Origin of the sequence: Pedobacter sp. PACM 27299 (genome assembly GCF_001412655.1) — a bacterium.
Lineage (GTDB): Bacteria > Bacteroidota > Bacteroidia > Sphingobacteriales > Sphingobacteriaceae > Pedobacter.
The window spans coordinates 220,666-233,837 of record NZ_CP012996.1; the positions used below are offsets into that span (position 1 = coordinate 220,666).

The 13,172-nt window shown below is 42.5% G+C and carries 12 protein-coding genes; 9 read left to right on the plus strand and 3 right to left on the minus strand.

What is annotated here, in order from left to right; all coding sequences use genetic code 11:
* From AQ505_RS00880 to AQ505_RS00890, 3 genes are all read right to left on the minus strand, one after another.
* Nucleotides 1-306: a YbaB/EbfC family nucleoid-associated protein gene (locus tag AQ505_RS00880; protein ID WP_062546437.1), complete on the minus strand. Its 306-nt coding sequence runs from the start codon at nt 304-306 to the stop codon at nt 1-3.
* Between the two features lie 144 nt (nt 307-450).
* Entirely contained in the window at nt 451-1,992 is a 1,542-nt protein-coding gene (locus AQ505_RS00885; RefSeq protein ID WP_062546438.1) for a DUF4394 domain-containing protein, read from the minus strand.
* A gap of 110 nt (nt 1,993-2,102) precedes the next feature.
* Nucleotides 2,103-3,251, minus strand: a complete 1,149-nt coding sequence (locus AQ505_RS00890; protein ID WP_062546439.1) for a M28 family metallopeptidase — start codon at nt 3,249-3,251, stop codon at nt 2,103-2,105.
* A 113-nt stretch (nt 3,252-3,364) separates the two neighbouring features.
* Here AQ505_RS00890 and AQ505_RS00895 point away from each other — a divergent pair, with 113 nt between their 5' ends.
* From AQ505_RS00895 to AQ505_RS00935, 9 genes are all read left to right on the plus strand, one after another.
* Nucleotides 3,365-4,567, plus strand: coding sequence for an NAD(P)/FAD-dependent oxidoreductase (locus AQ505_RS00895; RefSeq protein ID WP_062546440.1), 1,203 nt, complete (start codon nt 3,365-3,367; stop codon nt 4,565-4,567).
* Between the two features lie 610 nt (nt 4,568-5,177).
* Nucleotides 5,178-5,885 (plus strand): N-acetyltransferase, encoded by a 708-nt coding sequence (locus AQ505_RS00900; protein ID WP_062546441.1) that lies wholly within the window; start codon nt 5,178-5,180, stop codon nt 5,883-5,885.
* A 13-nt stretch (nt 5,886-5,898) separates the two neighbouring features.
* On the plus strand, nt 5,899-7,092 hold the full coding sequence (gene argG, locus AQ505_RS00905) for an argininosuccinate synthase (protein WP_062546442.1): 1,194 nt from the start codon (nt 5,899-5,901) through the stop codon (nt 7,090-7,092).
* On the plus strand, nt 7,082-8,053 hold the full coding sequence (gene argC / locus AQ505_RS00910; protein ID WP_062546443.1) for an N-acetyl-gamma-glutamyl-phosphate reductase: 972 nt from the start codon (nt 7,082-7,084) through the stop codon (nt 8,051-8,053). The genes argG and argC overlap by 11 nt, the downstream gene beginning before the upstream one ends.
* Nucleotides 8,054-8,126: 73 nt before the next feature.
* Entirely contained in the window at nt 8,127-9,263 is a 1,137-nt protein-coding gene (locus tag AQ505_RS00915) for an aspartate aminotransferase family protein (RefSeq protein WP_062550838.1), read from the plus strand.
* A 1-nt stretch (nt 9,264) separates the two neighbouring features.
* Nucleotides 9,265-10,227: an acetylornithine carbamoyltransferase gene (locus tag AQ505_RS00920; protein ID WP_062546444.1), complete on the plus strand. Its 963-nt coding sequence runs from the start codon at nt 9,265-9,267 to the stop codon at nt 10,225-10,227.
* Nucleotides 10,228-10,436: 209 nt separating this feature from the next.
* Nucleotides 10,437-11,225 (plus strand): acetylglutamate kinase, encoded by a 789-nt coding sequence (gene argB, locus AQ505_RS00925; RefSeq protein ID WP_062546445.1) that lies wholly within the window; start codon nt 10,437-10,439, stop codon nt 11,223-11,225.
* A gap of 43 nt (nt 11,226-11,268) precedes the next feature.
* Nucleotides 11,269-12,087 carry a pyrroline-5-carboxylate reductase gene (gene proC / locus AQ505_RS00930; protein ID WP_062546446.1) on the plus strand — a complete coding sequence of 273 codons (819 nt, stop codon included), beginning with the start codon at nt 11,269-11,271 and terminating at the stop codon, nt 12,085-12,087.
* A gap of 4 nt (nt 12,088-12,091) precedes the next feature.
* Entirely contained in the window at nt 12,092-13,159 is a 1,068-nt protein-coding gene (locus AQ505_RS00935; protein ID WP_062546447.1) for a M20 family metallo-hydrolase, read from the plus strand.
* Nucleotides 13,160-13,172: the final 13 nt, after the last annotated feature.

Sequence of the window (13,172 nt, forward strand, 5' to 3'; positions counted from 1 at the left end):
CTATTGGCCGAACAGACCGCCAAGACCACCCATCATCGACTGTGTAGCGGCTTGCATTTCATGCGCGCTTACTTGCTCTGCTTGCGCTAAAGCCTTGTTGATCGCTGTTAATAGCAGTTCTTCTAATTCTTCTTTATCTGCTTGTTTGTAAAATTCTTCTTCGATTTCTACTGCAGTAATGGCTTTATTAGCTGTTGCTGTAATGCGGATGGCACCACCTTCTACTTCACCAAAAACAGAAACCGTATCTAATCTCTTTTTTATCTCTTCGGCTTGCTTTTGTGCAGCCATTAATTTATCGAACATAAGCTTGTTTATTTATTACAACAACGAAATTAAGGGAAATTGGTTTAAAGAAATCATTTTATGTAAAGATTTCCTGGGAGAAAAGTAAAAAAAACAGCCGTATCCTATCGGATACAGCTGTAGTCATAAGTAGATAAAAGAAGGTTACATACCTAAACCAACGGTCATTCCGGTTACTGTTCTTGGAAAATCAGTAAGCGAGGTGGCTACACCACTGGTCAGGTTAATTGTATATATTTTATTGACACCGCCAACGGTAAAGATGGCGTAAGCCGTTCCTGAAGCACTGCCAATATCAAAGCCATTGGTGCTTTCCACATTGATGCCCAGGCTCCCAACTTCTACTAAAGTCCCGTCGTTGGGCGGCGTTTGTTTGTACAGTTTATCGGTGGCATGGTCAATGTCGTAAAGGATGGTTTCTGTAGCACCGGCAAAGTTATTCGTATAGGCTGCGGCACTCACAGACGGAGTACCAGGTTTTAAAATCCCATCTATCGCGGCTACAGCGCCAGTTTCTGGATGTAATCGTAAATTCTGACCATCATTGCCGACCACACGAATCCGGTCTACAGTAGGATTGAAATCAAAACCATAGCTGCTGCCGGTTAATAGTGTCGTCAATACCCCAGGACCAACCACTGTAAAGGCCCCTGTTGCGGTATTCACGGTATAAAGTCTGCTGGAGCTGCCTAAAGCATAAATCTGTCCGTTAGCAGGTCTGAAATCAATCCCAAGCACGGTTTCTAAAGGTGCTAATCCTGTGATCGGCTTAGCAACCAGGCTTGCCGGGCTCATCGGATTAAAAATTAAAAAGTTGTTGGCATTGTCTACCGCGTAGGCTACAGGATCTGTAGGAATGGCCAGGCCTTCCACTGGACTAGCAGGTGGGAATTTCCCTGCAAGAGTTGCTTTGCCGGTTTCCAGACTGATAGTATAAAGACTGGAAATACCGGCAATAGTGCCAGCTGCAAGCGCTTTTGTATTGTCTGCTGAAATGTCAAATGCGGCAGTCGTGCCTATTTCTACACCTAAAGCGCCAACTTCTACGAGTTTTCCATCATTTGGTGGATCTTGTTTATACAGCTTTTTGCTGGTCAGGTCGATGTCGAAAAGGATAGTCGTTGCGGCTCCGGCTTTGCTGTTGGTATAAGCTGCACCGGAGATGTTTGGATTGGTCACGCCATTGATATTGCCATCTGTAGCGGCTACAGCACCGGTTTCAGGATGAAGTCTAAGGTTTTGTCCGGTATTGGTGATCAGACGGATACGGTCTACTGTTGGGTTAAAATCGATGCTCACTGCAGTTCCGTTAATCGCCGGACTAAAGCCTGTTCCAATGGCTCTGGCTATCCCATTTAGTCGGATCGCAAATAGTTTGCTGGTATTACTTACCCCGTAAAGTTCTCCTGTAGCAGGGCGGAAATCGATGCTCAAAATCTTTTCGTTTAATGCAAGTCCGGTAATGGCAACGGTAGACATGGCTGTGCTGACATCTTTTGCATTAAATTTAAGGAGATTGTTGTTTGATAAGGTGTAGAAAATCTGATCTGGGCCTGAAACAGGAAGTGTCGGCGGATCGATGATGGTGTCTTTGTCTTTCTTGCAAGAGGTGATGCTTGCCGCGACAGCGAGCAGAACCAGGAAGGATTTCTTTAAGAGAATCCCTTTTAAGTTAAAGTTTTTCATAGGTAGGTGTTTTTATGATAGGTTATTGATACCTACGCAAAAAAACTTATCCCGGTTTTGTTGTTCTTGACTCCTTTATGGAGTTAAATGAGGTTAACTGATGGATGGCTCTATTTTATCAAAGCTTTATTAAAGTCAATAAACAACCTGAAAAGATCTTGAAACTTGGTTAAAGGCAAGGTTAAAGATAAATCATTGATGTCGTGATAGGCTGCAATTCCGCCCTGGGTATACAGGAAAAAAGCAGGTACACCTTTCTCTGTAAAAAAATAGTGGTCGCTATTGGCCGCTTTACCTCTGGAATTGATTTTACTCAGGTACTTTTTGTCTTGATTGATTTGCTGCAATAAAGCGAATTCTTTAGGGTGAATCGTAGCGTTGACTACAGTAATGCCATCTTCGCCGGTGCCCACCATATCTACATTCATCAAGAACCGGATGTCATGAAGGTCAATTAAAGGATGCTCCGTGAAATACTTGGAGCCTTGTAACCCGTTTTCTTCACCGGCAAAGCCGATAAAAGCGATGGTATACCGTTGCGGGTTTTTGGCGTAATATTTTGCGAGGTTCAGTAAGAGGGCAGTTCCACTGGCATTATCATTGGCTCCAGGGAAGTACGTATCTTTCCCTAAGCTCCCCAAGTGGTCGTAATGTGCGGTCATTAACAGGATAGAATCCGGATATTGTGTGCCTTTTATCAGGCCACAAACATTGGCCGCCTGAAATTCTGGTAGGAATTTATTTTCAATGTGAACCGATATTTTTTCAGGAACCTCAGTTATTGCTTTCTTGTCGACTTCTATAACCGTATAATCGGCTGCTTCCGGCGCGACAGACCAGGTCAGCTGATCTCTTAGCAGGACGAGCACCCGGTGTTCGATATTGATAAAACTGACACTGTCTTTTTGTGCCAATGTGAGGTTTTCTGCTTTTAATCCTTTACTTTCTGGACTCAGCAAAAAATCCTTTCCAGGAAGGAGTAATTTTCCATTAATACGCAGCATCATTTCGCCAGGAAAAGTGTTTACAGGGTAGTTGAAGACCTGTTTGAAGTCCTTTCCATCCATGGGAACCAAGCCGTAAGCGGCAAATGTTGAACTGATAAAACTGGCCGCTTTGGCCATGCCATCCTTAGTATAGCCCCGTCCCCACATTTCGCTGGAAGTCAGGGTGTCTATTACCTTTCTAGCCATGTCTAAATCTTGCCCGAAGACCGATCTTGTAAAAATAAACAGGAAGATAAACATCAGCTTTTTCATGTGAGGGCAGGAGTTGGAAAACGAATATAAGGGATTTAAACCTGTGGAGGATTAAAACAGATCGTTAAAAGTATTGTTATTGCAGGGAACCCCGATACCTGATCCCCCAAAATATGAATATTCGATCTAATGAACCTTTTTGGTTAGTGAAAAATGGCTTGCTGCATACTTATCCTTCCTTAAAGGAAAATATCATTTGCGAAGTTCTGATTGTAGGAAGTGGCATTACGGGCGCCTTAATGGCGCATTCCATGAGGAAACATGGCTATGATACGGTATTGATAGACAAAAGAGAAATCGCTAACGGCAGTAGTTCAGCAACAACTTCTATGCTGCAATACGAGATTGATGTCCCACTTTATAAGTTGACGGAAATGATTGGGGCACAAGGTGCGATTGCCAGTTATAAAGCTTGCAAAGAGGCCATTTATACCCTAAAAGATTTAGTGGCTGAGATTGCATCGCCCTGCGGATTCGAACGGAAAGAGTCACTTTATTTTGCAGGCAGGCGCAAAGATGTATCCTGGCTAAAAACAGAGTTTGAAGCGCGGAAAACGGCGGGTTTCGGTGTCAGCTGGCTAGAGAAAAAAGAAATTAAGGAACGCTATGGCATCCTGGCAGAAGGTGGGATTTTATCTGAGGATGGAGGAAGCGTCGATGCCTTTTGCCTGGCACACGATCTGCTCCATTACAACGCCAAAAAAGGCCTTCGGGTATTCGACAGGACCACGCTGAAAAAGGTGAAATACGAAAAAAATAAGGTGCTGGTAGAGCTGGAAACCGGGCTGCAGATTACTGCGGAAAAGGTGATTTACTGTACGGGTTATGAAACACAGGCGATGTTACCGGAAAAGGTCGTTTCCCTAAAAAGTACTTACGCAATGGTGAGCGAAAAAGACCATACCTTATCACCGGAATTGGAAAACACCCTGTTTTGGAATACCGATACCCCATATTTGTATATGCGCAGTACCGCTGATGGCCGGTTATTGGTTGGCGGTGAAGATGAAAACTTTAAAAATCCTGGGCTGAGGGATGCGTTGCTCGGCAGAAAAAGAGATCGGCTCATCAAAACGTTAAAAACTTATCTGCCAGATCATCAGTTTGTTGAAGATTTTTGCTGGTGCGGTACCTTTGGTGAAACTAAAGACGGATTACCGTATATCGGAGCCCATCCAAAGTTCCCCAACAGCTATTTCGTCCTGGGCTTCGGCGGAAATGGCATCACTTTCTCTGTAGCAGGAATGGACATCATTCCAGAGATGATGAAAGGCAGGCCTGGCTTACTGTCACATTATTTTAGGTTTGGCAGGTAAAATGTTGTTTTTAAGTCATTTATGTGTTTATTGGTTTTGAAAAATTAATGAAAACTTAATGCTTATAGGGATCATACTTTTAGCTATTAGCTTATTTTTGAACTATAAGATAATATCTGGAGAAACAGATTTAAAATAAACTTGACAGGATATGGCATTTAAAACAGACTGATAAATAGAAAGGGAGGCCAAAAAGAAAAAGCTTGAAAAAGGGGCCTGATATTTGATAATTTATGGCAGCGAAGGAGAGAAAGGCACTCCGTTTTTAATTCCATCTTTTTTTACGTAAAAATGTAAAAAAATTAAAAACGTATTGCACAACTCAATATTTATTTAAACCTTTGCGCCTCAACTATTTTAAAGAAGTATCAGACACAAGAAATGATTAAGCAAATTATACATAAACTTTCTATTGTAGAAGCAAAGAATATTGCTTCCAAAAGTCTGTTTATTGTCCGTTTGCGACCCATATTTTCTGTTACCACTAATCGGCAAAATTTCACGCCCCGGATTTGAATCATTTCTGAGTAACCCTCAGTACATTTCCATAGAGGATTGCCTCTTAAAAAACAATTAATCAGAACATTTATTTTTTTTCGTTAACCTATTAATGAATACAAACGATTTTATAGTGCAAGTTGCACTTCCTGAACATCGTGTCTTTGCCGAAGAAATTTGCGAAGAAATGGCCGAGTCGGCCAAAGCACGTGGTACAGGTATCGCTAAACGCTCTCCGGAGTACGTTGCAGGTAAAATTTCGGATGGAAAATCAGTCATTGCGTTCCATAAAGATGGGACCTGGGCAGGATTTTGCTATATCGAAACCTGGAGTCATGGACAATTTGTGGCCAACTCTGGCCTCATTGTAAGTCCTAAATTCCGAAAGGCCGGGCTCGCTCATGCCATCAAAGAAAAAATCTTCGAACTTTCCAGACAGAAATATCCGAAAGCCAAAATTTTTGGGCTAACGACTGGTTTGGCCGTCATGAAGATCAATTCCGACCTTGGTTACGAACCGGTTACCTACTCAGAACTTACCCAGGATGAAGATTTCTGGAAAGGGTGTCAAAGTTGCGTGAACTTTGAAATCCTGACGATGAAGGAACGTAAAAATTGCATGTGTACCGCAATGTTATACGATCCAGCAACTCAAAAGCACGATGTGGCAAAGAAATTTGCAGAAGAATTAGCGCGCAAGCCGAAATTGTATGAACGCTTTATGCGCATCAAACAAAGATTGGTGTTAAAGCCTAAATCTTCAGGAAAAGGGGGAGTAAAAGCCCTGTTATTATTATTGTTTACCTTTTTATTTAAATAGCTGTTATTTTAAGATGAAGAAAAAAGTTGTTTTAGCTTTTAGCGGAGGTTTAGATACTTCGTTTTGTTGTATTTATTTGGCACAGGATCGTGGAATGGAAGTTCACTCTGTGATTGTTAATACTGGTGGTTTTTCTGAGGAAGAATTACAAGAGATTGAAAAACGTGCTTACGCTTTAGGTGTAGCTTCTCATGCCGTAGTAGACGAAACTGCCAACTATTATGAAGGCTGTATTAAATATTTAGTGTTTGGTAATGTATTGAAAAACGCGACTTATCCACTTTCTGTAAGTGCAGAACGCGTAAGTCAGGCAACGGCCATTGCAAACTATGTGAAAAAAATTGGTGCTGACTATGTTGCTCACGGTAGTACCGGTGCAGGAAATGATCAGGTGCGTTTCGATATGATTTTTAACATCATCATCCCGAACGTAGAAATCATCACACCAATCAGAGATTTAAAATTATCGCGTGAAGCGGAAATAGAATATTTAGCCAAGCATGGCGTAGAATACAGTGCCGAAAAGGCAAGATATTCTATCAATAAAGGTCTATGGGGTACTTCTGTAGGAGGTAAAGAAACTTTAACTTCTCATGAAACTTTACCTGAAGAAGCATGGCCAACACAAGTTTCGGAAACGAAGCCACGTAAATTGGAGCTGACTTTCGAAAAAGGAGAGCTGGTAGGTATCGACGGAGAAACATTAGCTCCAGTTGCAGCCATCCAAAAATTACAAGCCATTGCACAGCCTTATGGTATTGGAAGAGACATTCACGTGGGTGATACCATTATCGGTATTAAAGGTCGTGTAGGTTTTGAAGCCGCAGCACCAATGGTAATCATCAAAGCACACCATGCTTTAGAAAAACATACGCTAACAAAATGGCAGTTGTCATGGAAAGAGCAATTGGGTTCTTTTTATGGAAACTGGCTGCATGAAGGTCAGTTTCATGATCCAATCATGCGTAATATCGAAGCTTTCCTCGCAGATACACAGAAAACAGTGAGCGGAAAAGTATTCGTAGAATTGTTGCCTTACCGTTTCCAAATTATCGGCATCGAGTCTGCACATGATTTAATGAGCAATAAATTCGGTAGCTATGGCGAAATGAACAATGCATGGAGTGGTGAAGATGTGAAAGGGTTCTCTAAGATTTTTGGTAACCAGGTAATGATCTGGCACAAAGTGAACAGCGATGAGAGTTAGAGCAGGAATCGTTGGCGGTGCCGGTTATACTGGGGGAGAGATGCTGCGTTTGCTAATCAACCACCCTTCGGTGGACATTGTTTTTGTAAATAGCAAAAGCAATGCAGGAAACCTGATCTCTGACGTACACACGGATCTTTTTGGAGATACGGACATTCGTTTTACCGGAGAACTATCATCGGATATCGACGTGTTGTTTTTATGTGTCGGTCATGGAGATGCGAAAAAATTCTTAGACGCGAATCCGGTTGCTGCAGGGATCAAAATCATTGACTTGAGTCAGGATTTTAGATTGAAAGCAGCAGCAGGACAAGATTGGGTTTATGGTTTACCAGAACTGAATCGTGATCGCATTAAAACTGCGAGTTATATTGCAAATCCAGGTTGTTTTGCCACCTGTATCCAGTTGGGATTATTGCCCCTGGCAGCTAAAGGCTTGTTAAAAGGGGAAGTTCATGTCAACGCGACTACCGGTTCTACTGGCGCCGGACAAAGTTTATCACCAACTTCTCATTTCAGCTGGCGCAACAATAACCTGTCGGTTTATAAGGCTTTTGAACACCAGCACCTGAATGAAATCGGCGAAAGCCTGATACAGATGGACCCGGATTTTGATGGCGTCCTGAATTTCATCCCGCAGCGTGGAGATTTTCCAAGGGGGATTTTGGCTTCCATGTATGTGGAAAGCGACCTGACAGCTGAGGAAGCACAAACCTTATATGAGGATTATTATGCGGCACATCCTTTTACGCATGTGAGTAAGAAAAATATAGATTTGAAACAGGTGGTGAACACAAATAAAGCATTGGTACATGTAGAAAAGCATGGTAACAAACTATTTGTAATCAGTATCATTGATAATTTATTAAAGGGGGCGAGCGGACAAGCGGTGCAGAATATGAATTTGATTTTTGGACTGGAAGAGCGGCAGGGTCTGTCGCTTAAAGCGGCAGGATTTTAATTAAAATCCCGCTGTGCTGAACTTAGTTCAGGAACTGTTTAATCTTTTAATCACTTCTTCAAACCTTCAAAAAATGAACTTATTTGACGTATACCCGTTAAACAATATTGAAATCGTAAAAGCTGCAGGCAGTACCGTTTGGGATGCCGCAGGTCAAGAATATTTAGACCTTTATGGCGGTCATGCCGTGATCTCTATCGGTCATACGCATCCTCACTATGTGAAAAGACTGACTGATCAGTTGAATAAAGTAGGATTTTATTCTAATTCCGTGTTAATTCCTTTACAGGTAGAACTGGCTGAAAAGCTGGGGAAAGTATCTGGAAAAGTAGATTACCAGTTATTTTTATGTAATTCAGGCGCAGAAGCAAACGAAAACGCATTGAAACTGGCTTCTTTCTATAACGGACGTAAAAAAATTATAGCCTTTAAAGGCGCCTTCCACGGAAGAACATCATTGGCAGTTTCTGCTACTGATAATCCAAAAATTATTGCCCCGGTAAATGAAACGGAAAACGTTGTTTTCCTTCCTCACAATGATGAAGCAGCCTTAGAAGCCGCTTTCGCAGCTTATGGTAACGAAGTCTGTGCGGTCATTATTGAAGGTATTCAAGGTGTTGGCGGGATTAAAGAAGCTTCAATTAGCTTCCTTCAAAAAATCCGTTCACTCTGCAATCAATATGATGCGCTTTATATCGCAGATAGCGTACAATGCGGTTACGGCAGAACAGGGAAATTCTATTCTCATGACTATGCTGGCGTTGATGCAGACATATATACCATGGCCAAAGGGATGGGCAATGGTTTTCCTGTAGGGGGAATCTCAATCGCTCCGAAATTTAAACCTTGGCATGGGATGTTAGGGACTACTTTCGGTGGTAATCACCTGGCTTGTGCCGCTGCATTAGCTGTATTGGAAATCATGGATCAGGACCAGCTGATGAAAAATGCAGAAGAAGTTGGTACTTACCTGATCTCGGAACTGAAAAAAATTGAAGGTGTTGTTGAGGTTCGCGGCCGTGGATTAATGATCGGTATCGAACTTCCGGCAAGCTTGCCAAACGTGAAGAAAGACCTGCTGTTTAAGCACCATATCTTTACCGGTGAGGCAAAACCGAATGTCATCAGATTATTGCCAGCTTTAAACTTAACAAAAGCACAGGCAGATCAGTTTTTAACCCATTTTAAAACAGCTTTAACAGGATCATAAGATGAAACAATTCACTTCAGTAAATGATGTTGAAGACATCAAAGAGTTAGTAGAAGCGGCATTGGCCTTGAAAAAGAGCCCTTACGCGCATCAGGAATTAGGAAAAAATAAGACTTTAGGGCTGGTTTTTCTAAACCCTAGCCTGCGCACCCGCTTAAGCACGCAAAAAGCAGCGCTGAACCTTGGGATGAATGTGATGGTGATGAATATGGACAAGGAAGGCTGGGCATTGGAAACACGTGATGGTGTAGTGATGAACGGCACCACTGTAGAACATATTAGAGAGGCTGCAGCAGTAATGGGGCAGTATTGTGATGTGTTGGGTTTGCGTTCTTTTCCGAAATTAGTAAACAGAGACGAGGATTATAACGAAGAGTTTTTTAATAAATTTATTAGCTTTTGCGGTGTTCCGGTAGTGAGTTTAGAAAGTGCCACGCGTCACCCTTTACAAAGTCTGGCAGATCTGGTAACGATCAAAGAAACCTGGAAAGGGGCCAAAAAACCTAAGGTGGTTTTAGCCTGGGCACCTCACATCAAGGCTTTGCCGCAGGCAGTGCCAAATTCATTTTCGGAATGGATGTGTAAAGCACAGGAAGAAGGAATCCTGGATTTCACAATCGTACAGCCAGTAGGTTATGAGCTTTCTAAAGACTTTACGCCAGGGGCGAATATTAGTCATAACATAGATGAGGCCCTACAAGATGCCGATTATATCTACGTGAAAAACTGGTCGAGCTATAAACAATATGGAAAGGTATTGCCTTTTCCTGAAGGATGGATGATCACCAATGAACGGCTAAAAGTGACAAATGATGCAAAAGTAATGCATTGTTTGCCTGTGCGCCGGGACCTGGAACTATCTTCGGAAGTATTGGACGGACCAAATTCTTTGGTAATACAAGAAGCAGGAAATCGTTTATGGGCCGCCCAGGCAGTCCTGAAAGCAGTCCTGGAAAAATTATAATTTTCATTAAGGGATGTTGGGGTAAATCCAGCATCCTTTTTTTATATCGCTAAAATTGTGCGGCCCGGTAAATCAGTTCGGGATAAAATGAGCTGGAATTTCTTGCTGGCATTGTCAGCAGAAAATGGTTAAATGGCCAGTATTTATTAAGGTCAAGAAAGAAAACAGGTTTTGTAAAGCCTTAAATATTGAAAACATATTGATTAAAAATGAAGAAACTAAGTGTAATTAAAATCGGCGGAAATGTAATTGACAACTCGGAGAAACTGCATCAGTTCTTACTGGACTTTAAGGCACTTTCCGGTGATAAGATTTTAATTCATGGAGGTGGAAAAATCGCGACTGAATTAGGGGTTTCCCTGGGCGTAGAAGCGAAAATGGTAGAAGGCCGACGCATTACCGACATTGAAACGCTTAGAATCGTGACCATGGTATATGCCGGTCTGATCAACAAAAATATGGTGGCGCAGTTACAGGCTAAAGGCTGTAATGCCATCGGCCTGACTGGTGCCGATGGGAACATCATTAAAGCAGTTAAACGCCCTGTAAAAGATATTGACTATGGTTTTGTAGGAGACCTGGATGAAAATTCTGTGGCTTCCGGCACGCTGGATAGCCTGCTGAAAGCCGGGTTAGTACCCGTTTTATGTGCGATTACGCACGATGGCGAAAGTCAGCTGCTCAATACCAATGCGGATACCATTGCTTCTGCCGTGGCTGTAGCCATGTCTGATTTATACGATACCGTATTGGTGTACTGTTTTGAAAAAAGAGGCGTTATGCGCGATATAGAAGATGATCATTCCCTGGTTCCCGAGATAAAAATGGAAGAATTTGAAGGACTAAAAGCCGAAGGAGTAGTTTCTGGAGGTATGATCCCTAAATTGCACAATGCTTTTGATGCGATAAAAAAAGGAGTGGCCGCGGTGTATATCGGTAAGGCCGATGAACTTCCTCAGCTAAATGAAGCGGGTTTCGGAACCCGGTTAATCATTTAAATTTTTGAATACCCAGATCAATCACCAACCAAACCATAAAAAGATGAAACAGTTTAACGGCAATATCGCCATTTTAGGAAGCGGAAATATTGGCATTTCTTTGGCCATGGGACTCGTAAAAGCACATTATGCAGCGCCCGGTCAGATTAGTTTAACCAGAAGAAACGTGGATAACCTAGCCCCCTTTGCCGAACAAGGCTTTGTGGTAAGCGGTGATAATGCAGCTGTTGTTGCGGCCTCAGACGTGATTGTACTGGCAGTTCTACCGCAGCAGTTAAACCAGTTAATGGATCAGATCCGCCCTTCCGTAGATTTGAAAAAGCATCTTTTTATCTCTGTGGCCTCCGGCGTGAGTTGTGCAGACATCAGAAGTAAATTGGGCTCGGAAGCCCAGGTTGTTCGCGCAATGCCAAATACGGCCATCGCCATCGGGCAATCCATGACTTGCATCGCTACCGATCAGGCTTCGCCAGAATACATGGAAGAAGTAACCCGTATGTTTGAAACGGTAGGAGCGGTCGTGAAAATAAATGAAGATTTAATGACAGCCGCTACAGCCCTTTGTGCCTGTGGAATTGCTTTCTTTTTAAGAGGAATCAGAGCCGCTTCGCAAGGAGGAGTGGAAATTGGTTTCCATGCAGATGAAGCGTTAAAAATGGCCGTTCAGACCGCAAAAGGAGCCGCTGATCTGCTGTTACAGATGCAGTCGCACCCAGAGCAGGAAATAGATAAAGTAACATCGCCGAAAGGCTGTACCATTGCCGGGTTAAATGAGATGGAGCACAATGGCTTTAGCTCCTCTTTGATTAAAGGCATCAAGCTGTCGGCACAAAAAGCCGGCGCTTTATATACCAAAGAATAAAATTATGATAGAACAACTGCAAAAAGATAGTTTAGAACTGTTGAAACAATTGATTAGCATCTCTTCATTTTCAAAAGAAGAAGATCAGACCGCTGATGTAATTGAACAGTTTTTGCAGATGCGTGAAGTAAAAACTCATCGGAAATTGAATAATGTGTGGGCTTATAACAAACATTTCGATCCGAAAAAGCCAACCCTGCTTTTAAATTCACACCATGACACGGTGAAGCCGAATTCAGGCTATACACGCGATCCTTTCGCGCCAACCGTTGAAGATGGTAAATTATATGGATTGGGCAGTAATGATGCAGGAGGTTGCCTGGTTTCGCTTATAGCGACCTTTCTTTACTTCTATAAGCAGGAAGGTTTGAGCTATAACGTATGTCTGGCCGCTACCGCAGAAGAGGAGATCTCTGGAAATAACGGGCTGGAATGTGTCCTTCCAGACCTCGGTGAGCTGGAATTTGCCATTGTTGGCGAACCTACTTTAATGAATTTAGCCGTTGCTGAACGCGGTTTACTGGTGTTAGATTGCGTAAGTACCGGAAAAGCCGGGCATGCTGCCCGCGAAGAAGGCGACAATGCCATCTATAAAGCACTGAAAGATATTGAATGGTTCCGCAATTATCGTTTTTCTAAGGTTTCAGAGATGTTTGGGCCATTGAAAATGTCGGTCACGATTATCAATGCCGGTTCTCAGCACAATGTGGTGCCTGCAACCTGTACTTTTACAGTCGATGTAAGGGTAACAGATGCTTATGCAAATGAAGAGGTTTTGAAAATTATCAGAACAAATGTGGATTGTACGGTAACTCCGAGATCTGTTCGTTTGAAGCCTTCCTCAATTGACAAGGAACACCCAATTGTACGTGCTGGCATCGCATTGGGAAGAACAACTTACGGCTCTCCAACTACCTCAGATCAGGCACTGCTGAGCATTCCTTCATTGAAAGTTGGGCCTGGTGACTCTGCACGTTCTCACATGGCAGATGAATATGTGTTTGTGAATGAAGTAGAAGAAGGAATTAAGTTATATATCGAGATGTTAAAACCCGTGATTAACGGAAAATAGAAAGACGATCCTT

Coding starts and splice junctions, on each gene's coding strand:
- AQ505_RS00880 (WP_062546437.1), bottom strand. CDS start 306: ATGTTCGATAAATTAATGGCTGCACAAAAGCAAGCCGAAGAGATAAAA.
- AQ505_RS00885 (WP_062546438.1), bottom strand. CDS start 1,992: ATGAAAAACTTTAACTTAAAAGGGATTCTCTTAAAGAAATCCTTCCTG.
- AQ505_RS00890 (WP_062546439.1), bottom strand. CDS start 3,251: ATGAAAAAGCTGATGTTTATCTTCCTGTTTATTTTTACAAGATCGGTC.
- AQ505_RS00895 (WP_062546440.1), top strand. CDS start 3,365: ATGAATATTCGATCTAATGAACCTTTTTGGTTAGTGAAAAATGGCTTG.
- AQ505_RS00900 (WP_062546441.1), top strand. CDS start 5,178: ATGAATACAAACGATTTTATAGTGCAAGTTGCACTTCCTGAACATCGT.
- argG (WP_062546442.1), top strand. CDS start 5,899: ATGAAGAAAAAAGTTGTTTTAGCTTTTAGCGGAGGTTTAGATACTTCG.
- argC (WP_062546443.1), top strand. CDS start 7,082: ATGAGAGTTAGAGCAGGAATCGTTGGCGGTGCCGGTTATACTGGGGGA.
- AQ505_RS00915 (WP_062550838.1), top strand. CDS start 8,127: ATGAACTTATTTGACGTATACCCGTTAAACAATATTGAAATCGTAAAA.
- AQ505_RS00920 (WP_062546444.1), top strand. CDS start 9,265: ATGAAACAATTCACTTCAGTAAATGATGTTGAAGACATCAAAGAGTTA.
- argB (WP_062546445.1), top strand. CDS start 10,437: ATGAAGAAACTAAGTGTAATTAAAATCGGCGGAAATGTAATTGACAAC.
- proC (WP_062546446.1), top strand. CDS start 11,269: ATGAAACAGTTTAACGGCAATATCGCCATTTTAGGAAGCGGAAATATT.
- AQ505_RS00935 (WP_062546447.1), top strand. CDS start 12,092: ATGATAGAACAACTGCAAAAAGATAGTTTAGAACTGTTGAAACAATTG.